Source organism: Pseudofrankia coriaricola, from assembly GCF_032027725.1.
Taxonomy (GTDB): Bacteria; Actinomycetota; Actinomycetes; order Frankiales; family Frankiaceae; genus Pseudofrankia.
The window spans coordinates 1-19590 of the sequence record NZ_JASNFO010000009.1 but is presented as its reverse complement, the minus strand read 5'-3'; the positions used below and the strand labels follow the sequence as shown (position 1 = coordinate 19590).

20 protein-coding genes are annotated in these 19590 nt (G+C 70.6%); 10 read left to right on the top strand and 10 right to left on the bottom strand.

Going from position 1 to position 19590, the window contains the following annotated elements:
* Positions 1 to 24 precede the first annotated feature (24 nt).
* Positions 25 to 807: a PaaI family thioesterase gene (locus QOZ89_RS07010; RefSeq protein WP_071047670.1), complete on the bottom strand. Its 783-nt coding sequence runs from the start codon at positions 805 to 807 to the stop codon at positions 25 to 27.
* 304 nt (positions 808 to 1111) lie between these two features.
* Between QOZ89_RS07010 and QOZ89_RS07005 the strand changes: the two genes are divergently transcribed.
* The gene (locus QOZ89_RS07005; protein WP_071047671.1) at positions 1112 to 2176 is read left to right on the top strand and encodes an NAD(P)H-dependent amine dehydrogenase family protein; all 1065 of its coding nucleotides are present in this window, start codon (positions 1112 to 1114) and stop codon (positions 2174 to 2176) included.
* The gene (locus QOZ89_RS07000) at positions 2176 to 3636 is read left to right on the top strand and encodes an aldehyde dehydrogenase family protein (protein ID WP_312623334.1); all 1461 of its coding nucleotides are present in this window, start codon (positions 2176 to 2178) and stop codon (positions 3634 to 3636) included. The genes QOZ89_RS07005 and QOZ89_RS07000 overlap by 1 nt, the downstream gene beginning before the upstream one ends.
* 279 nt (positions 3637 to 3915) lie before the next feature.
* Here the strand turns inward: QOZ89_RS07000 and QOZ89_RS06995 are convergent, their stop codons facing one another.
* Complete coding sequence (locus QOZ89_RS06995; RefSeq protein WP_071047672.1) at positions 3916 to 4713, bottom strand: enoyl-CoA hydratase/isomerase family protein; 798 nt, start codon at positions 4711 to 4713, stop codon at positions 3916 to 3918.
* Between the two features lie 222 nt (positions 4714 to 4935).
* Here QOZ89_RS06995 and QOZ89_RS06990 point away from each other — a divergent pair, with 222 nt between their 5' ends.
* Both QOZ89_RS06990 and QOZ89_RS06985 read left to right on the top strand, forming a co-directional pair.
* Positions 4936 to 5859, top strand: a complete 924-nt coding sequence (locus QOZ89_RS06990) for an enoyl-CoA hydratase/isomerase family protein (RefSeq protein WP_312623333.1) — start codon at positions 4936 to 4938, stop codon at positions 5857 to 5859.
* A gap of 70 nt (positions 5860 to 5929) precedes the next feature.
* Entirely contained in the window at positions 5930 to 6826 is an 897-nt protein-coding gene (locus QOZ89_RS06985) for an enoyl-CoA hydratase/isomerase family protein (RefSeq protein ID WP_312623331.1), read from the top strand.
* A gap of 21 nt (positions 6827 to 6847) precedes the next feature.
* Here QOZ89_RS06985 and QOZ89_RS06980 read toward each other — a convergent pair whose 3' ends face one another.
* A complete protein-coding gene (locus tag QOZ89_RS06980; RefSeq protein WP_071050076.1) occupies positions 6848 to 7081 on the bottom strand; it encodes a hypothetical protein in 234 nt (77 codons plus the stop codon).
* Between the two features lie 87 nt (positions 7082 to 7168).
* Between QOZ89_RS06980 and QOZ89_RS06975 the strand changes: the two genes are divergently transcribed.
* Entirely contained in the window at positions 7169 to 7858 is a 690-nt protein-coding gene (locus QOZ89_RS06975; protein ID WP_312623330.1) for a histidine phosphatase family protein, read from the top strand.
* Positions 7859 to 8042: 184 nt separating this feature from the next.
* Here QOZ89_RS06975 and QOZ89_RS06970 read toward each other — a convergent pair whose 3' ends face one another.
* Entirely contained in the window at positions 8043 to 8411 is a 369-nt protein-coding gene (locus QOZ89_RS06970) for a hypothetical protein (RefSeq protein ID WP_071050077.1), read from the bottom strand.
* 437 nt (positions 8412 to 8848) lie between these two features.
* Between QOZ89_RS06970 and QOZ89_RS06965 the strand changes: the two genes are divergently transcribed.
* The 3 genes from QOZ89_RS06965 to QOZ89_RS06955 all read left to right on the top strand — a co-directional run bounded on the left by QOZ89_RS06965 (position 8849) and on the right by QOZ89_RS06955 (position 11657).
* A complete protein-coding gene (locus tag QOZ89_RS06965) occupies positions 8849 to 9049 on the top strand; it encodes a hypothetical protein (RefSeq protein ID WP_071050078.1) in 201 nt (66 codons plus the stop codon).
* A gap of 36 nt (positions 9050 to 9085) precedes the next feature.
* Positions 9086 to 10462, top strand: a complete 1377-nt coding sequence (locus tag QOZ89_RS06960; RefSeq protein WP_312623329.1) for an NADP-dependent succinic semialdehyde dehydrogenase — start codon at positions 9086 to 9088, stop codon at positions 10460 to 10462.
* 199 nt (positions 10463 to 10661) lie between these two features.
* Entirely contained in the window at positions 10662 to 11657 is a 996-nt protein-coding gene (locus QOZ89_RS06955; protein ID WP_071049575.1) for an aldo/keto reductase, read from the top strand.
* A 103-nt stretch (positions 11658 to 11760) separates the two neighbouring features.
* On the opposite strand, the gene QOZ89_RS06950 is transcribed toward QOZ89_RS06955, so the two are convergent.
* Positions 11761 to 12702 carry an alpha/beta hydrolase gene (locus tag QOZ89_RS06950; protein WP_071049573.1) on the bottom strand — a complete coding sequence of 314 codons (942 nt, stop codon included), beginning with the start codon at positions 12700 to 12702 and terminating at the stop codon, positions 11761 to 11763.
* Between the two features lie 147 nt (positions 12703 to 12849).
* Between QOZ89_RS06950 and QOZ89_RS06945 the strand changes: the two genes are divergently transcribed.
* A complete protein-coding gene (locus tag QOZ89_RS06945) occupies positions 12850 to 13668 on the top strand; it encodes an IclR family transcriptional regulator (RefSeq protein WP_071049571.1) in 819 nt (272 codons plus the stop codon).
* 14 nt (positions 13669 to 13682) lie between these two features.
* On the opposite strand, the gene QOZ89_RS06940 is transcribed toward QOZ89_RS06945, so the two are convergent.
* The 3 genes from QOZ89_RS06940 to QOZ89_RS06930 all read right to left on the bottom strand — a co-directional run bounded on the left by QOZ89_RS06940 (position 13683) and on the right by QOZ89_RS06930 (position 16570).
* Positions 13683 to 14837 carry an LLM class flavin-dependent oxidoreductase gene (locus QOZ89_RS06940; RefSeq protein WP_312623328.1) on the bottom strand — a complete coding sequence of 385 codons (1155 nt, stop codon included), beginning with the start codon at positions 14835 to 14837 and terminating at the stop codon, positions 13683 to 13685.
* An 84-nt stretch (positions 14838 to 14921) separates the two neighbouring features.
* A complete protein-coding gene (locus QOZ89_RS06935) occupies positions 14922 to 15731 on the bottom strand; it encodes an SDR family NAD(P)-dependent oxidoreductase (protein ID WP_312623327.1) in 810 nt (269 codons plus the stop codon).
* Positions 15728 to 16570 (bottom strand): SDR family NAD(P)-dependent oxidoreductase, encoded by an 843-nt coding sequence (locus tag QOZ89_RS06930; RefSeq protein ID WP_071049566.1) that lies wholly within the window; start codon positions 16568 to 16570, stop codon positions 15728 to 15730. Before QOZ89_RS06930 ends, QOZ89_RS06935 begins: the two co-directional genes overlap by 4 nt.
* Before the next feature lie 567 nt (positions 16571 to 17137).
* On the opposite strand from QOZ89_RS06930, the gene QOZ89_RS06925 reads away from it, so the two are divergent.
* Positions 17138 to 18562: an amidohydrolase family protein gene (locus QOZ89_RS06925; RefSeq protein WP_071049564.1), complete on the top strand. Its 1425-nt coding sequence runs from the start codon at positions 17138 to 17140 to the stop codon at positions 18560 to 18562.
* A 101-nt stretch (positions 18563 to 18663) separates the two neighbouring features.
* Here QOZ89_RS06925 and QOZ89_RS06920 read toward each other — a convergent pair whose 3' ends face one another.
* Entirely contained in the window at positions 18664 to 18840 is a 177-nt protein-coding gene (locus QOZ89_RS06920; protein WP_198543292.1) for a cupin domain-containing protein, read from the bottom strand.
* Positions 18841 to 18916: 76 nt separating this feature from the next.
* On the bottom strand, positions 18917 to 19590 hold a 674-nt coding region (locus QOZ89_RS06915; protein ID WP_491723643.1), incomplete at its 5' end, for an HNH endonuclease signature motif containing protein.

The following is a 19590-nucleotide window of genomic DNA, read 5'->3' as shown; positions in this document are numbered from 1 at the left end:
CCGCCAACGCTATGGTCAGGACAACTACGCCCGGGCAGCGCGCAGCCGGGGCGCGTCGGCCAGGCGGGCGGTCGCGAGGGCGCTCAGCTTGTCGACGCCGGCGTCGGTCAGGTGCACCAGGCAGGTGTCGCCGTGGCGTTCGGCCGTCGCCCGGGCCGGCCCCACCGCGAACGGCCTCAGGTAACGCAGCATCAGAGACCGTAGGAACACCGGCGGGTCGGCGAGCGAGGCCGCGGCCTCCTCGGCGACCAGCGCGACCAGGCCGCCCTGGATCCCGCCGGACGAGTTGAGCCCGTCGGGCTTCCGGGGGACCACCGCCGTCCCGGGGGTGCTGACCGCGCACCCGGCCCGCTCGGCGAACGGCACCGACAGCCGGCCGGCCTCCTGCCGCAGCGGCGGGTGGAAGTCGGGGGGAAAGACGTGGCTCGGGTCCGGCGACGCGATGAACGACGCCAGCGCGAGCGCGGCCGGCGCGGCGGACCCCCGCACGTAGAACCGGGCCTCGGACACGACGACGGTCCGGCCCCGCTTGACGATGCTGGCCTCGACCGTGACCGTGTCGCCCTCGAGGGGCGGCTCGAACACCTGGACCTCGAGATCGAGCGTGAGCGGAATGCGCGGCGCGACGGCGGAGATGCAGAGCGTCCCGGTGATCACGTCGGCCCAGGTGGCCAGGACCGAGGTCCGCGGCACGACGCTCCCCGGAACGCACACCTCCGGAACGATCGCGGCGCGTCCCACCGCCAGCGGGCCGTCGATGGCGACGGAGAGGCCGAGCTCGGTGACGATGTGGGTGGCCGCTGTCACGGCGACATCCTTTCCAGTTCCACCGGGCCGGTCCAAACAGCCCTGGCACGATACATCTATATATTTATCAGAGGAAGCGGGCTGGGACACGGACGCCCTGGGGAGTGACGCCGCCCGGCGGCACCCCGGAGGTCACGGTCGACGGGACCGCCCGCGGCACGTCCGTCAGCGGCCCTGCCCGGCGGGACGCACCCGCGGGCAACATGCGCGATACATCTAGATGACTCGTCTCTCAGGCGGTAGAACCTTCAGCAGGACGCCGAGCGCCATGTCCAGCTTGTCGCGTCCGGAGCGGAGATGCGCGATGACCTACCGGGTTGTGCAGTGGACCACCGGCAACGTCGGCCGGCAGTCGGTCGAGGCGGTACTCACCCATCCGGACCTGGAGTTAGTGGGCTGCTACGCGTGGTCGCCCGAGAAGGTCGGCAAGGACGTCGGGGAGCTGTGCGGTACGGCGCCCGCCGGGGTGGCCGCGACGAACGACGTCGACGCCCTGCTCACACTCAAGCCTGACTGCGTCATCTACAACCCGATGTGGCTCGACGTCGACGAGATGGTGCGCATCCTCGAGTCGGGAGCGAACATCGTCAGCACGGCGGGTTTCATCACCGGCCACTCCCTCGGCGAGGGCCGTGGCCGCATCCAGGAGGCCTGTGCCCGGGGTCAGACCTCCGTCTTCGGCTCCGGCATCAACCCGGGCCTGGCGAACCTGATCGCGATGGTCTCCGCCGCCGGTTGCGACCGCGTCGACAAGATCGTGGTCAGTGAGACGGCCGACGCCACCGGCTACGACTCCCCCGCGACCGAGCTGCCGGTCGGGTTCGCCCGCCCCATCGACGACCCGGACCTGCTGGCGATGACCACCAAGGGCACCGCGGTGTTCGAGGACGCCGTCCGCCTGCTCGGCGCGGCGCTCGGCGTCGAGTTCGACGAGGTGGTCTGCGAGGCGGAGTACGCGAAGACCACCGAGGATCTCGACCTCGGCTCCTGGAAGATCTCCGCCGGCTGCGTCGCGGGCATCGCCGGCAGCTGGCAGGGCAGGGTGGCCGGCCGCACCGTCGTCGACCTGCGTTTCCGGTGGCGCAAGGGCCAGTCCCTGGAACCCAACTGGAAGATCGACACCGGTTACGTCATCGAGGTCCACGGCCGGCCGACGATCCGGACGAAGGTCGAGATCCTGCCGCCTCCCGACTTCCAGGGAACCACTTTCGCGGATTTCATGGTTCTGGGCATGGTGATGACGGCCATGCCGGCGGTGCACGCCATTCCCGCCGTCGTCGCCGCGCCACCCGGAATCGTGACCTACGCCGACCTTCCGCTCCCCCTGCCGAGAAAGATCGTCTCGTCGCCGACCTATCCGGAGAAGTGATGTCCGAGCAGCGAATGTTAATCAACGGCAAGCTCGTCGACGCCGAGGAAGGCCGGGTTTTCGACAACGTCAACCCGGCGACCGAGGAGGTCCTCGGCGTCACCGCCGACGGGTCGCGCGCCGACATGGAGCGGGCCGTCGCCGCGGCCCGCTCGGCGTTCGACCAGTCGGACTGGGCCACCGACCACGCCGGTCGCAAGAAGGCGATCCTGCAGCTGCAGGCCGCGATCGAGGCCGAGGTCGAGGAGCTGCGGGCCGAGCTCGTCGCCGAGGTCGGCTGCCCGGTGATCACCACCTACGGGCCGCAGCTCGACGCGCCGCTGCGGGAGGCGCTGCGCTGGCCCGCCGAGCAGATCGAGTCCTTCCCGTGGACGCGGCAGCTCGGTGAGAAGGACGCGTTCGGGATGGGCTACCCGTCGGCGCGGGAGGTGTGGAAGGAGCCGGTCGGGGTCGTCGGTGTGGTCACCCCGTGGAACTTCCCGATCGAGATCGCGCTGAACAAGCTCGGCCCGATCCTCGCCATGGGCAACACCTGCGTGCTCAAGCCCGCGCCGGACACCCCGTGGAACACCACCCGCCTTGGCCGCCTCATCGCCGAGCGCACCGACATCCCACCCGGCGTCGTCAACATCGTCCCGTCGGCCGACCACCTCGTCGGCGAGGTGCTCTCGACCTCCCCGCTGGTCGACATGGTCGCCTTCACCGGGTCGACGGTCACCGGCCGGCGCATCATGGCGGCCGCGGCCGCCACGGTGAAGCCGACGTTCCTGGAGCTCGGCGGGAAGTCGGTCAACCTGCTCCTCGACGACGCCGACTTCGCCCAGGCGATCCCGGGGGCCGCGATGGTCTGCATGCACGCCGGCCAGGGCTGCGCGATGCCGACCCGGCTGCTCGTCCCGAACTCCCGCTACGACGAGGCCATCGAGCTGGCCACCGCCGCCTTCGAGGGCGTCAAGTACGGCGACCCGACCGACCCCTCGGTGCTGCAGGGCCCGCAGGTCTCGAAGCGCCAGCAGGAGCGGGTCCTCGGCTACATCGAGAAGGGCCGCGCCGAGGGCGCCCGTGTGGTGCTCGGCGGCGGGGTGCCCAAGAACCTCGACCGCGGCTACTTCGTCGAGCCGACCCTGTTCGCCGACGTCACCCCCGGCATGACGATCGCCCAGGAGGAGATCTTCGGCCCGGTCCTCGTCGTCATCGGCTTCGAGGACGACGACGACGCCGTCCGCATCGCCAACGACTCCGTCTACGGCCTCTCCGGCGCCATCATGTCCAGCGACCTGGAGCGGGCCAAGAACGTGGCCCGCCGGATCCGCACCGGCACGCTCGGCCTCAACGGCGGCCTCTGGTACGGCGCCGACGCCCCGTTCGGCGGCTACAAGCAGTCCGGCATCGGCCGCCAGTGCGGCATCGAGGGACTCGAGATCTTCACCGAAACCAAGACCGTCGGCTGGCCCGCCTGACCCGAGCCGAAACGTGGCAGGTGGGAACCCCAGTCTGACTGTTTGCCGGTCCCACGGCGGCCGGTGGCCCTCCACACGGGGCTACCGGACGCCGCCGTCGGCGCCGCGCCGCGCGCCTTGGCCCGAAACGCGCGAGCCGTTCGTGATCTGGTGAAATCCTCGGAGCGACAGCTCCCCTGGAGCTCCAGGAACGGCGCGGGCGCGGCCGGCTTCAGGATCAAGGTGTCGGCGATGCGGCCGGGCAGTGCGGCATGACCTGACCGACCTTCTCGACGCTTGTCATCGCAGCCTCGGCTGACGCTTCAGCCGCGGGTTGGCCCTGGCCTCGGCCATGCCGATCGGGTTGCCCAGCCGGGTGTAGATCAGTCCCTGCTCCATGGCGGCGCGGTAGGGACGGTCGAGCGACTCCCAGATGGCGCGGACCGTGCCCTGGGTGGCCGACGACGGCTTCTCGGCGATTCCGGCGGCGATCTCGTGGGCCCGCTCCCACAGCCGGTCGCGATCGACGATCTCGGTCACGAGCCCGATGCGCAGTGCGGTGGCGGCGGTGACCCGCTCGTCGTTGCCCGACAGCGCGATCCGCAGCGTCTCGCCGAGGCCGATCCTGCGCATCAGGCCGATCGGCTCCAGCGCGAGCACCATTCCCTGGCTGACGTGCGAGTCGAAGAAGGTGGCGTCCTCGGAGCAGATCACGATGTCCGACTCGTTGACGAGGTAGAAGGCACCCGCGGTGCAGATGCCGTGCACGGCGCAGACGACCGGCTTCCAGACCTTCCGCCACTTGGGCGAGAGCAGCTCGCCGGGGTCCTCGTGGTTCCAGACGTCGTCCGGCTGGCCGTAGCTCTTCTTGACGTCCAGACCGGCGCAGAACGCCCGGTCGCCGGCGGCGCGCAGCACGACCGCGTTGACCGCCGGGTCGTCCTTGATCCGCTTCCAGGCGTCGCGGATCTCCTCGCACATCTGGCGGTCGAACGCGTTCAGCGCCTCGGGCCGGTTCAGCGTGATCGTGGCCACCTTGTCGGGCGTCACCTCGTACTTGATCGTGCCGTATGCGGGCGGCCGGTCCGTCCCCGTCATCCGCTCACCACCTTCGTCGCCCCGCCCATCCTGCCTGCCACGTCGGAATGGCCGTTGCAGAACGACACGACAGTGTCGCGCAGGGCAAGCTGCTCGTCACTGAGACGGAAGTCCATACGTGACGCCTCCCTCTGCCTCGCTAGGGTCGACCGCACGCGGCTCGCTGGAAATATCTAGACATTAACCCTAGGATGGCCAGGACCCAGGCGCAACGGGAGAAGGATGACCGCGTTGACTGACAGACGCGTACTGCTCGAACGCGACCCCGACACCGGGATCGCCCGCATCACGCTGAACAACCCCGACCGGCGCAACTCCTACGACGCCACCATGCGCGACCAGCTCGCCACCCACCTCGACACCGCCGCCACCGACGACAACACCAAGGTCGTCCTCCTACGCGGCACCGACGGCTACTTCTCCGCCGGCGCCGACATGCGCAACGCCTACGGCTGGTACGACGACACCACCACCACCAACGGCACCACCCCCGACACCACCACGACCGCCACGAACGGCACGCCGCCCACCAAGCCCCGCCGACCCAGCCAACGCCGCCGCCTCACCGTCGACCGCCAGACCTTCGGCTTCTACCACGAACTCCTCGGCTTCCCCAAAGCCACCATCGCCCAGGTCGAAGGCCTCGCCCTCGGCGGCGGCTTCGAAATCGCACTCATGGCCGACATCGCCGTCGTCGGACGCAACACCCAACTCGGCATGCCCGCCACCCGCTTCCTCGGCCCCGCCCTCGGCTCCCTGCACCTCTTCCTCCACCGACTCGGACCCGTCCTCGCCCGCCGCATGCTCCTCACCGGCGACTCCATCCCCGCCGCCACCCTCGAACACCTCGGAATCTTCACCGAGATCGTCGACGACACCGACGTCGCCAAACGCGCCGACTGGTGGGCCCACAAGATCTCCCGCATGCCCGCCGACGGCATCGTCATCGCCAAAGAAGCCTTCCGCCTCATCGAACAACTCCAGGCCTACCAAGGCGAAGAAGTCCTCAGCTACCTCCTCCACGCCTACGGCACCAACCTCAGCTTCGAAGACGGCGAATACAACTTCGTCAAAGAACGCGCCCGCCACGGCGTCAAACGCGCCTTCCAACTACGCGACCAACACTTCGAGATCCCCGAATCGTGACAGGCCGACGGCCCGTGCCAGCGCGGGCCACCCGCCTCTCTCGACCACACTCCAGAGGGTAAACATCTAGATGTCTACGAGCGAAGCGGCCGGCGCCGTGACCACCACGGGTGCCGTCGACACGGCGGGGGCTGTCGAGACGACCGTGCGCGACGGCGTGCTGCGGATCGTGCTCAACCGGCCGGATCGCCGGAACGCGCTCGACATGGCCGCCGTCGGCGCCCTCGTCTCCACCCTGGAGGCGGCGTCGACGGACGACACGCTGCGGGTGGTCGTGATCGAGGGCACGGGCGGCCACTTCTGCTCGGGCGCCGACTGGGTGTCGTCCAACACCGGCGACAAGGGCGACAGCGCCCGGGCCGATGAGGCTGGCTGGGCTGACAAGGCCCCGAAGCCCAGGCCGCGGCCGGGCAGCGTGCAGCGGCGCACCCCGGTCCAGGCCCACCGCCTCGTGCAGCTGCTCATGGAGATCCAGCTGCCGGTGGTCTGCGTCGTGCGCGGCTGGGCCGCGGGCCTGGGCTTCCAGCTCGCGCTGGCCGCCGACATCACCGTCGCCGCCGAGGACGCGCAGTTCTGGGAGCCGTTCCTGCAGCGCGGTTTCACCCCGGACAGCGGGGCGACCTGGCTGCTGCCCCGCCTGGTCGGCCTCGCCCGGGCGCGCGACCTGCTCCTGCTCGGCCGCAGGCTCACCGGCGTCGAGGCGGCCGACTGGGGCCTGATCCACGCCAGCACGCCCACAGGCGGGCTGGCCGCCACGGCCGCCGCGGTCATCGAGCAGCTGGCGACCGGCCCGACCGTCGCCATCGGCCTGGCGAAGCGCAGCCTCAACCGCAACCTGGAGAACAGCTTCGCCCAGGCGCTGGAGAACGAGTCCCTGGCGCTGGAGCTGAGCTCCCGCACCGCGGACTTCCGCGAGGGGCTCGCCGCCTTCAGCACGCGACGCCCGCCCAGCTACACGGGCCGCTAGCCCTCGCCAGCCGGCTCGACTTCAGCCGCGGGGGAACCGGAGCGCGGCCGTCTGGCTTCCCACGCCCGCGAGCGAGCCGTCCGGAGCCCACAGCCGCACCGAACCATGGCCGTAGCCACCGGCGGCCGGCTCGGGGGTGCCGTCGACGAGAACCCACTCGCTGTCGGGCGCCGAGCCGATCCGAACGGGGCGGCCGGAAAAACGCATCCAGAAACGCAGCCGCGACCCCTCGCCGAACTCACGCACCTCGACCATGGCGAAGAACCGGGCGGCAGATCCGGCGGAATGGGCAGCCGGGCCGACGAACACTTGATCGAATATCGGACGCTAGACTCGGCGGCGATGCGCCTACTGTTGATCCGCCACGGCCAGACCCCGTACAACGTCATCGGTGCCCTCGACACCGGTCGCCCGGGAGCCGGGCTGACCCCCCTCGGGCACGCCCAGGCGCTGGCACTGCCGGGTGCTCTCCGTGATGACCCGATCTCGGCGATCTACGCCTCGGTCCTGGTCCGCACCCAGCTCACGGCGGCTCCCCTCGCCGCGGCCCGCGGCCTCACGGCGCACATACGGGAGGGACTCGAGGAGATCGTCGCGGGTGACCTCGAGCTGCGCAGCGACAAGGCATCGATCACGACGTACCTCGAAACCGTCAGCGGTTGGATCCACGGCGACCTCGATGCCCTGATGCCGGGCGGGGAGAACGGCCATACGTTCGTCGCCCGGTATGACAACGCCATCGCGAACATCGCGGCGGCGCACGCCGACGACGACACGGTCGTGGTCATAAGCCACGGCGCCGCTATCCGGACCTGGGTCGCCATCCGTGTCGGCGCGGTGGGATCCGCCGACGAATGGCTGTTGCCGAACACCGGGATGGTCGTCCTCGACGGCGACGTCACGGCCAGCTGGAGCCTCACGCGGTGGCAGGATGAGCCTGCGGGCGGCCTCACTCCCCCAGACGTCGCCGCGCACGACGTCACCGGCGCCCCCGCCGGCGAGGCCATCGCCGAGATCCGCGGCACCGGGTAACTGCCTCCCGCGCCCGACCGCCCGGTCGGCCGACAGAAAAATACGCCGGCCGCATCGCCTGGCGTGGGAAGTCCACTGGCCGGGACGATTCACGGAAATCCGCGCGGGACTGACGAAAACGGCACGGACGCGCCCCTGGTTGACGCGCCGCGACCGGGCGGTGCGTCAACCAGGGCCAAGATTGTCAGGCCACGTTGAGGTTTACCACGAGCGTCTGCCCAACCGCCGGCCTGACCATGTTGAAGGTGGTGGAAGGGTAGGTTCTCGTCTGGCCTACATCGCACCGCACCTCAGCCTTCGCGGTGCTGGGCAGCTGAGGGTTGCCAAAGAAGATGGAGAACTGCCCGCCCGGACCCACGACGCCGCCGTGGGACTCGCCACCACCGGTGATCTTCAGCGACACGGGCGTCCCGAGCACACACCGCACTGTTCCGGCGACCGTCAGCGGGTTGTTTGTCGTGCCGGCACTCGCCGCGGCCGCGGGAACCATGGCCAACGACGCTCCGGTCGCGGCGGTGAGCACGAGAGCTTTGGTTCTCGAAAGTCCTCGCATGAAACACCTCCAACGCCATCAGTCGTGCCGGCGCGATTGTCGGTGTACCCGGCCGCACAGGTCACCCGCCCGCGCGCCCGGCGGCTCACCTGGATCGTGTGGCCCTGACACGATCAGCGGAAGGGCGGCCGCGCGCGGTGGCCGGCTCCTTCGCCGCCACCCTGGGCGCCACCACCGCCCGCGACCGTTCGACGTGCGGGATGGAACGCTCCGCGGGCGCCCAGCTGCTGATAAGTATGTACTCACTTATTTAGGAGCTCGATCGGCTGACGGAGAACGCGCAGCGGGCATGGAGCGGATCGCGACTGGTCCATGTTGGTAGCGAGCGTTCGCTCAGGATGCTACGGTCCGCCCGTGAGGCGGCCGAGGGAGGGAGGTGTCGGACCAGCCGATACACCGGCGGGTGTTCTACCTCGACGACACGTGGGCAGAAACCGGTGAGCGCCGAGCTGTTCGACATCGTCTCCCCGTCGGCCGAGGGCCCGTCGTCGACGTTCCGCGCGCCGCGAAGGCCGACCTGGACCGCACGGTGGCCGCGGGCCGCGCGGCGTTCGACGATGGTCGTGGCCCCGGATGAACCCGGCCGGCCGCGCCGGCGCGGCCTGAGCGCCAGACCTGTCCGGATCAGCACCTGGTAGTGGACGCCCCATCTGGGCCTTCGAGGAGTGAGCGGCATGGCGATCCAAAGCATCAACCCGGCGACCGGCGCCGTCCTGAAGACCTTCGACCCGCTCGGTGACGGCGAGATCGAGGCCAAGCTGGCCCGGGCGGCCGCCACGTTCGCGAGCTACCGGCGCACGACCTTCGCCGAGCGCGCCCGCCTGCTGCGCGCCGCGGCGGACCTGCTCGACGCCGAACGCCGCGACATCGCCGTGACGATGACGACCGAGATGGGCAAGACGCTCGCCTCCGCCGAGGCCGAGGCCGCCAAGTGCGCCAAGGGCATGCGCTTCTACGCCGAGCACGCCGAGGCGTTCCTCGCCGACGAGCCACTCGACGACCCGTCCGCCATCGGCGCCAGCCGGGCATACGCCCGCTACCAGCCGATCGGCGTCGTGCTCGCCGTGATGCCATGGAACTTCCCGCTGTGGCAGGTCACCCGGTTCGCCGCACCCGCGCTCATGGCCGGCAACGTCGGCCTGCTCAAGCACGCCTCCAACGTGCCGCAGTGCGCCCTCTACCTGGAGGACCTGTTCACCAGAGCCGGCTTCCCGCCCGGCGCCTTCCAGACCCTGCTGATCGGCGCCCGCCAGGTCGAGGGAGTGCTACGCGACCCCCGGGTCGCCGGGGCCGCGGTCACCGGGAGCGAGCCCGCCGGCCAGTCGGTCGCGTCCATCTGCGGCGACGAGATCAAGAAGACCGTGCTGGAACTCGGCGGGAGCGACCCCTACGTCGTCATGCCCTCGGCCGACCTGGAACGGGCCGCCACGGTCGCCGTGACGGCCCGCTGCCAGAACAACGGCCAGTCCTGCATCGCCGCCAAGCGGTTCATCGTCCACGACGCCGCCTACGACGAGTTCGCCCGGCTGTTCACCGAGAAGATGGCCGCGCTGAAGGTCGGCGACCCGATGACCGACGGCACCGACGTCGGGCCGATCGCCACCGAGCAGGGGCGCGTCGACCTGGAGGAGCTGCTGGCCGACGCCATCGCCAAGGGCGCGACCGTGCTCTGCGGCGGGAAGACGCCGGACGGCCCGGGCTGGTACTTCCCCCCGACAGTCGTCGCCGACGTCACCCCGGCCATGCGGCTGCACCTCGAGGAGGCCTTCGGCCCGCTGGCCACCCTCTACCGGGTGCCGGACCTCGACGCCGCTCTCGAGATCGCCAACGCCACGTCCTTCGGGCTCGGCTCCAACGCGTGGACCAACGACCCGACCGAGCAGGACCGCTTCACCGACGAGCTCGCCGCCGGCGCCGTCTTCATCAACGGCATGACGACCTCCTACCCGGAGCTCCCCTTCGGCGGGGTGAAGAGGTCCGGCTACGGGCGCGAGCTCGGCGCCGTCGGGATCCGCGAGTTCTGCAACCAGAAGTCCGTCTGGATCGGCTGACCCGCCAGGCTGACCCGCCAGTCGGGTTTCGCGCGGCGAGAAACGGCGACCTTCACCGGGTCCGCGTTTCCGATTGGATGGGCACGTCTCGGGCTTGACCTGGAGCGTGCTCGAAGTTGGAGACTGTCCGGGTGCCATGCGGGGGCTGCCCGACTGCGGTGTCGGCCGGTCCCCGTCCTCAGAGAGGATTCCGCTCAGGATGCAGTTCACTCAGCTCGGCCGTTCCGGTCTGTCCGTATCCCGCCTGTGCCTGGGCACGATGAACTTCGGTCCGTTGACCAACGAGGTCGACGCACACGCGATCATGGACGCGGCGCACGAGTACGGCATCAACTTCTTCGACACCGCCAATGTCTACGGTCTGCGCTCGGCCGGGGTCTCCGGCCTCGGGGACGGCGTGGGCTCCACCGAGTCGATCATCGGCCGCTGGTTCGCCGAGGGCGGGGGTCGCCGCGAGCGCACCGTGCTCGCCACCAAGGTCTACGGCGACATGGGCGAGTGGCCCAATGAGGGCAAGCTGTCGGCGCTCAACATCCGCCGCGCCCTCGACGCGAGCCTGGCCCGCCTGCAGACCGACTACATCGACCTGTACCAGTTCCACCACGTCGACCGGGCGACTCCGTGGGACGAGATCTGGCAGGCCATCGACGTCGCCATCACCGCCGGCAAGATCCTCTACGTCGGCAGCAGCAACTTCGCCGGCTGGCACATCGCCCAGGCACAGGCCGCCGCGGCCCAGCATGGGCTGGTCGGCCTGTCGAGCGAGCAGCCGTTCTACAATCTGATCACCCGCGACATCGAGCTGGAGATCCTCCCGGCCGCCCAGCACTACGGTCTGGGCCTCCTCCCGTGGTCGCCGCTGCAGAGCGGACTGCTCGGCGGCGTGCTGCGCAAGGAGCGCGAGGGCCTGCGGCGCCTCGAAGGCCGGGCCGCGCAGACCCTCAACGCCAAGCGCGCGCAGATCGAGGCCTACGAGGACTTCGCCACGGAGCTCGGCCACGAGCCCGGTGACGTCGCGCTCGCCTGGCTGCTGCACCAGCCCGCCGTCACCGCCCCGATCGTCGGCCCGCGCACACGGCAGCAGCTCGACGACGCCGTCCGGGCACTCGACGTGCACCTGGACGAGAAGGCACTCGACCGGTTGAACGAGATCTTCCCCGGCTACCGGACAGCACCCGAGCACTTCGCCTGGTAGGAGCACGCCGGGCGCGCCACCATCGACCTCAGAAGGGCGCCGACGGCTGCCGTCGGCGCCCCGAGAGGGGATCTCACTGGCGCCCCAGTTCGGGCGGATGCCGTCATTCCTGCGCGGACAGCCCATCGACTGCCGACAGCCCATCGACGAACCGGGCGACGAGGTCCAGCGCGGCCGTCGACGCGGGGAGGTCGGGCGCGACGCTTGGCCAGGTATGCGGCACGCCGGGGGTGACGACGGTCGTCACCGGCACCCTGGACCGCGCGAGCGCCGCCGCCATGGCCACCGTGTCGTCGAGCAGGACCTCGTCGGCGCTCACGAACAGCAGCGCCGGAGGAAACGCGGCGACGTCGGCGACGAGCGGGGACGCCAGCGGATCCGCGGGGTCGTGGCCCTGGAGGTACTGGTCGGCAGCCTGCCGAGCTGCCTCGAGCGAGAACAGCTGGTCGGTCGCCGACCGTGACCGGAAACTGGCCGCGGCGCACCGCAGGTCCAGCCACGCGGACATGAGGACGAGCCCGCGCGGGGCCGTGACCCCGGCCTGGGCGCAGGCAACCACCAGGGCGGCCGCCAGCCCACCGCCCGCCGAGTCACCCACGGCGATCGGCGGCGTGCCCGACGCGGCGAGGACCTGCTCGTAGACCTTCGTCGCGTCGTGCAGGGCCGCCGGGTATGGGTGTTCCGGCGCGAGCCGGTAGTCGACGACGACCACGCGGGCGCGGGCAGCGCCGGCCAGGCGGGCGGCGAAGCGCGTGAACTGGGCCGCCGAGCCCAGCCGGTAGCCGCCACCATGGAAGTACACGAGGACGTCACGCGGCTCCGGCGGCGTGCACACCGTGCACGGCACGCCGGCGTACCAGGTGTCCTGGACCGCGACCTCGGGGTCCGGCGTGGGCCGGGTCAGGGCGCCGAGCGCCGCGCGCCGGGACGCGAGGTCGTCCGGCGTCCCCATGGTGGACGGGCGTAACGGCGGGAGCAGCCAGCTGCCAGTGGAGGCGGCGCGTTCCGTCGCGGTGGGGACACGGTTGGGGCCGGTGGCCGTCATGACGGTCAGCCTCTCTGCATCGCCGTGGGTAGACAATGTCTACTGCGAAATATTTTTCGCTCAAGTGAAAGACTAGCCGGCATTGAGGTAGCGTGATCGGCGACGCGGCCCACGCTCCGGGGAGGCCCACGCTCCGGGGAGGACGGGATGGCGAGACCGGCCCCCGCCGTCGACAAGGCGTTGAAGATCATCGACCTTCTCGTGACGCACCGCGGTGAGCAGTTCACGATCTCCGACCTGGCGCGGCGCACGGGCAGCAGCCTCGGCTCCGCCCACGCCGTCCTCGCCGTCCTCGAGCAGACCGGCTACCTCAGCCGTCATCCGACCCGCAAGACCTACGGGCTCGGGCCGGCGCTGGTCAGCGCGGGTATGGCGGCGCTCGAGCAGCATCCGGCGATCCGGGCCGCCGCCGACCAGATCCCCAAGCTCGCCGCCGAGCTCGCCGCCGACGTGGTCGTGACGGCCGCGACGCCGACGGAGATCGTGTTCGTCGCCGTGGGAGGGCCGGGTTCCCGGTACGGCCCCGGTTTCCGGGAAGGCGAGCGGGTACCGCTCGTCCCGCCGCTTGGCCTCGTGTTCATGGCGTGGGCGCATCCCCTCGAGGTGGAGGCGTGGCTGGGCCGCGCTCGAGCCGCGCTCGAGCCGGACCGGGCCAGGCTCGCGCTGACCACCGTGCGCGAGCGGGGATATGCGCTGGGGCAGGCGTTGGGCAACCGCGACCTGCCGCAGGAGTCGGCCTCCCTGCGGGACGGCTACGACCTGCTGACCGTCGAGCCCACCCGGACGTACGACCTGGGCATGGCGTCGGCGCCGGTGTTCGACGCCGACCACCGCGTGCTCGTCGCGATCACCGCGTCGGGCTTCTCTCCCGGCCTGACCGGGCGGGAGGTCCTCGACATCGGCGAACGGGTCCGCGCCTGCGCCACCGTCGTCACCAAGCAGGCGCGCGGGCGGCTCCCCCGCTGAGATCGGATCCATGATCAGGCCCCCTGGAAGAGGGCCTCGTAGTCGACGCGATGCCCGCGCTTCTCCAGTTCGGGGATGACCTTCGTGCCGAGTAGCTCGAGGTTGCGCATCACCTTCTCGTGGGGCAGCGTGCCGAACTGCGTGTAGCACAGCAGCTGGTCGACGCCCGCCTCCTCGTACCGCAGGATCTTCTCCAGGCATTCCTCGGGCGTCCCGATTATGATCATGTCCTGCTCGGTGTACTTCCGCAGGTCGATGTCGCCTTTGAGGGTCGGCTCGAGCAACGGGAAGACCTGTGCCTTCTCCGCTTCGGGCAGGTGCGCGAGCTCCCATTCGAGGGTGAACTCGGCGAGGTTCTGGTACCACCACTTCACGGAGTCCCAGAGCCCGTAGCGCTCGGCGTCGTCGGGGTCGTCGGTGCAGTGGACGAGGGTGTAGGCGCCCACCCGGTCGTTCTTGAACTTCGGCAGCGGCGCCTCGCAGTCGGCCTGGCCCCGGCGGTAGGTGGCGATGGCCTCCGCCATCTTCTCGACGGGCTGCATGAGCGCGAATGACAGCAGCCCGAGGCCGAGCTTCCCGGCGTTGTAGGCGGACTGCTCACTGGCCGCGGCGAGCCACGCGGGGGGATGCGGGTCCTGGTACGGCCGGGGCGCGATGAAACGCTCCGGGAAGTCGATGGTCGGCGACTTCCAGGCCAGCCGCTCGTTCGTCCAGGCGGCGATGACGAACTCGAACGCCTCCCGCCACATATCCCGCGAGCGGTCGTCAGCCGGGACACCGAAGGCGAGCTGCTCGTTGGGCGTCGAGCGGCCGGACCCCCATTCCACCCGGCCGCCGCTGAGCACGTCGACGGTGGCGACCTTCTCGGCCACGCGCACCGGGTGCTGGAACCCGGAGGGCAGCAGCACGACGCCGAAGCCGAGCCGAATCCTCTCGGTGATCTGGGAGAGCGCCCCGAGGATCGTCTCGTTGCACGGGGACGCCGACCGCCCCTCCCGGAAGTGATGCTCCACGACCCACGCGGTCTGGAACCCCAACTTGTCCGCGAAGGCGATCTCTTCTAACGCCTCGCGGTATGTCTGCTGCTCAGCGCGTTTCTGACCAAGAGGGAACGGCTCCGCGTACGGGCCGACCTTGGGTTGGAATTCGTACAACAGGTCGAGTTTCACTCCGGCTCCTTTCGCGACAAGAGAAGAGTTCTCCGCCGCCCCGGTCACCTTCGGCCGCGCGACGGCGGGCAGTTCTTTCGCCCGTCACCAGGGCATGGAGGTGCCGCCGTTCGGGCGCAGGATCTGGCCGGTGACGAACCGCGCGGCGTCGGAGGCGAGGTACAGCGCCGCCCACGCGATGTCCTCCGGTGCCCCGATCAGGCCCAGGGGCGACGTCTTCCGCATCGGCTGGAGCACGGCGGCGCGTCTGTCCTCGTCGACGGAGCCGTCGGGGCGGGCGTAATGGCGCCGCGTCATGCTCGTCTCGATCAGGCCGGGCGCGATCGCGTTCACCCGCACGCCGTCATGGCCGAGCTCGACGGCCAGCGTCTTGGTGAGCTGCACGATGCCGGCCTTGGAGATGCCGTAGGCCGCCAGTCCCGGCGCGGCCGCGTCGACGGCACCCGAGGCCATGTTGATGATGCTGCCACCGGCCGCGGCCATCGCCCGGCCCGCCTCCTGGCACCCGAACAGGACGCCCTTCAGGTTGACGGCCAGCACCCGGTCGAGCTCGGCCTCGTCGAGGTCGAGCACGGGGACGTCGATGATGATCCCGGCGTTGTTGCAGATCACGTCCAGACGGCCGTGCTCGGCCACCGCCGACGCGACGAGGTCGGCGACCTGGGCGCGGCTGCTCACGTCCACGGTCGCGGCCTTGGCGACGCCGCCACTTCCGCGGACCAGCCCGGCCGTCTCCTCGGCCGCCGGGGCGGAGATGTCCGCGCAGACCACGGCGGCGCCCGCCGCCGCGAACATCTGCGCGATCCCGCGTCCGATGCCGCTGCCGGCGCCGGTCACGATCGCGCAGCGTCCGGTCAGGTCGGTCAGGGCCGCGGGCCGCGGCTCGCCCGTCATGACGACTGTCCGGTGGCGTCCAGGTAGTCCCCCTCGGCGAACTGTCTGGACTGGTCGGGGTTGAGTCCCCACAGCGAGTGGATGCTGGCTCCGCCGTCGACGATCAGTGTCTGCCCGGTGATGCGCTCGGCCAGCGCGGAGGACAGGAACAGCACCGCGTTGGCGATGTCGTGCGCTCGGGGTGCGGCGAGCGGGTTGATCCCGTTCACCGCGTACTCGCCTGCCGGCTGGTCCTCGTTGCCGCTGCCCACGTTGCCCGGGGCGACGGCGTTGACCCGGATGCCGTAGCGGCCCAGCTCGTCGGCGAAGGTCTTCGCCAGCGAGATGACACCGGCCTTGGCCGCGCCGTAGGGCGCGTGGTACCCGGCAGCCACGATGCCGTCGACCGAGGTGAGTGCGACGATCGAGCCGCCCGTGCCCTGCTCGATCATCTGCCGGCCGACGGCCTGGAACAGGTAGAACACCTGCGACAGGTTCTCCCGGATGGTGGCGTCCCAGACCTGCGGCGTGAACCGCTCCGCGCCGTTCCAGGTGGCCCGGCCGATGATGTCGACGCAGACGTCCACCCCGCCGCCGAGCCCGCGCACGGCCTCCGCGACCGCGCGCTCGACCTCGGCGGGCACCGTCATGTCCGCGACGACCGGGAGGGCCTGGCCGCCCGCCTTCTCGATCTCCTCGACGATCCCGATCGCCCGGCCCTCGTCGATGTCGATGCACGCCACCGCCGCCCCGGCCTCGGCGAGCCTCAGCGCGGTGAACCGACCATGCCCGGCGCGCTGGGGGATATAGCCCGCGCCGGACACGATGGCGCGCTTCCCGGTCAGCCCCAGATCGATCACTCTCACACTCCTTCGCATCGAGCAGGCGCCGCTCCGGCCAGCTCGTGGTACTCGGCCGCCCGGCGCGCGTGGCCCGATTCGAGTTCGGGCCCAACGCCGCGAGTGCGTGGTCTGGATTGCGTGGTCTGGATATGGACGCCGGGTCGGGCTCCGAGACGGGGACCCGCGGCGGGAAGCCGAGCTCCATCGCCAGCGGTCCGTTTCCGGTCTCCGGCGACTCCGCACATCTTTCGTTATAGCGAAATATCCTTCGCTCTTTACGTTATGAGACCCCCGCCACACCTGTCAACAGACGGGCCGAGATCTACCGCCATCCCGCCGAGGCCCGCCGGCGGCACGCGGCCCGCCGGCGGCACGCGGCCGGTCGATCACCACCCGCCTGTCGTCGCGGCCGCGGATCCGGCCAGATCGCACCAGAGCGATGTTGATCATTACGTCAGGCCGCCCGCCCTGCGGATCAGCGGGCTGACCGAGCTGGCCACCGTCGAAACCCCCGACACGCACCCCTGACCGCGGCCCGCCCACGGCGGCGAAACCGGCCTTCGTTCCCATGAATACGATCTGACCATGGTCGACGCGCGGCCGCGGCTGCTGGTCACGAACGGCCTGTTCCTGCCGATGGACGGCTCACCTCCTTTCGAAGGATGGATGACAGTCGGCAAGGACGGCCGAATCTCCGCGCGCGGAGATGGCCCTCCTCCGGCCGGAATCGCCGGCATCGCGGACCGGAGACAGCTCGATGTCGGTGGCCGGATCGTGGCGCCCGGCTTCGTCTCCGCGCACAGTCACCTCTACAGTTCCGGCCTCCGCGGCCTCGCCACGGACGACGCGCTGGACGGCTGGCTGGCGACGACCGGCCGGTTCACCGTCGGCGCCTCGCCCGAGGCCATCTACTGGATGGCCAGACATGGTGCGCAGGACTGCCTGATAAACGGCGTGACGACGGTGTACGACTTCTGCCATAACGGGCTCACGTTTCAGTCCAGCCCGACTGGCCCGGCACGGGTCGCGGCGGCCGTCCCGTCGGTCGACTACCAGCACGCGCAGCTGCGGGCCAAGGTCGACGCCGGTATTCGGCACCTGCACAGCGTCATGCTGGCCCAGGCGGAGGACGACGACGCCCTGCGGGCACACCTCGACGAGACCATGGCGCGCGCCGCCGACACGGCGCGGCACCCCTCACACCTCGGCCTGGCCCTCACCGGCACGGTCCAGTGGGCCGGGGGCCCGTGGGCGGCGCGGGCGGAGGCCGCCGTGATGAGCAAGTTCGGCCTGGTCAACCAGCCCCACTTTCTGGAGACCGCGCATGCCGCTCGCCTCCAGCGCGCGCGGTTCCGCTGGTACCAGGATGCCGGGGCACTCGGGCCGGCCCTGGTGTTCGGGCACTTCATACATACCGACGAGCGGATCATCGAGGCCACCGCCGCCGCCGGCGGCGGCATGGCCTGGCAGCCCGCCTCCAACGGGCGCCTCGGCTCCGGCGTCGCCGACATCCCCCGTTACCGGGATGCCGGAATTCGTATCGGCATGGGCCTTGACGGCCAGTCCTCCGGCGACCTGTCCGATCCCTGGGCGAACATGCGCGCGGGCCTGTACATGCAGCGAGCCGCGCATGCCGATCCGACGTGCCTGGGCGCGGCCGAGGTCCTCGCGCTGCATACCCGTGGCGCGGCCGAACTGATCGGCGTCGGCCACGATGTCGGCAGCCTGGCCGTCGGCAGGTACGCGGACTTCCTCGTGGTCGATCCGGCCCGGCCCGACACGGGGCCCGTATGGGACCCGTACGGCACTTACACACTCGCCTGCGGACCGCGCAACCTGGTCGGTGTCTACGTCGGGGGAACGCTCGTCGCCGACGGGAACGGTCTTGTCGACCAGCTGACGGCGGCGCGGGTCAATGACCAGCTGCGCGGCCAGCTGGCCAGGCTGCGCGCGGAAGACAGCGTCGGACGCGACCGCCGCTGTCTCCGCCCCGGCCCGGCCTTCTGGTGACAGGCCCTCTCAGGGCCGGAAGACCGGCGTCCAGTCGCGGCGCAGCGACCGCATGACGGTGTCGTTGAGGCGGAGGTGCTCGCGTACCGTCTCCGGCGGTGTCAGGGCCATCCACTGGGCGAGGCTGATGTCCTCGAACCGGGCGCCTTGAACATCTCGAGGAACCGCAGGGTCTCGCTGCCCGCGTTCTCCACGTAGTGGTCCACCGCGAACGGTATGTACCCGACCTCGCCCGCCTGATAGTCGAACGTGCGGCAGGCTCCCTCACTGGCGAACACACCCATCCTGCCCTGGCCGGACAGCCAGTACTCTCCGCATGGCACGCCGTGAGGACGGCGTGGTCTGCACTGGATTCTAGAACGGGCAACGGTTGTCGGCCGGAGGCCGGCTGCCCGGCGGGTTCCGTGTCCTGGTCTGGGTGTCGGGTGTGGTGGCGGCGGGGTTGGTGGTCCAGGTGTGGGGGTCTTCTTCGGGAAGGAAACCTTCTTCGTCGTTGGTGGTGGTGTTGACGTGGTGGGTTCGGCCGGTGGGGGTGATCCAGATGAAGGTGCCTGGTTCGGGTTGGTGGAGTTGCCATCCTGGGCTGTGTTTCATGACGTGGTGGCGGCGGCAGAGGGTGCCGAGGTTGTCGAGTGCGGTGTGGCCGTTGGTGGTTCTGGCGAGGGTGTGGTCGAGGTCGCAGGCCGTGGCGGGCATCGCGCATCCTGGGTAGACGCAGCGGGTGTCGCGGTGGCGGACCAGGCGGGCGAGTGCCGGGGTCGGTACGCGGCGATGCCCCAGGTCGAGGACCGTTCCGGTGGCGGGGTCGGTCAACACCCGGCGCCAGCGTGCGTCCGCGGCCAGGGTCCGGCCGATGTGTGCGGGGATCGGTCCGTGGCCGACGAGTTCGGTGGGGTTGTCGTCGAGTCCGGCGAGGGTCCCGACCGGGGCGATCACCTGGATCTCGACGGTGACCCGTTCGCGCCGGTTCCCGAGGAGCAGGGCGGTCAGGACGTCGGCGCGTCGGGCGCCGATCGGGCGGCTGTCGC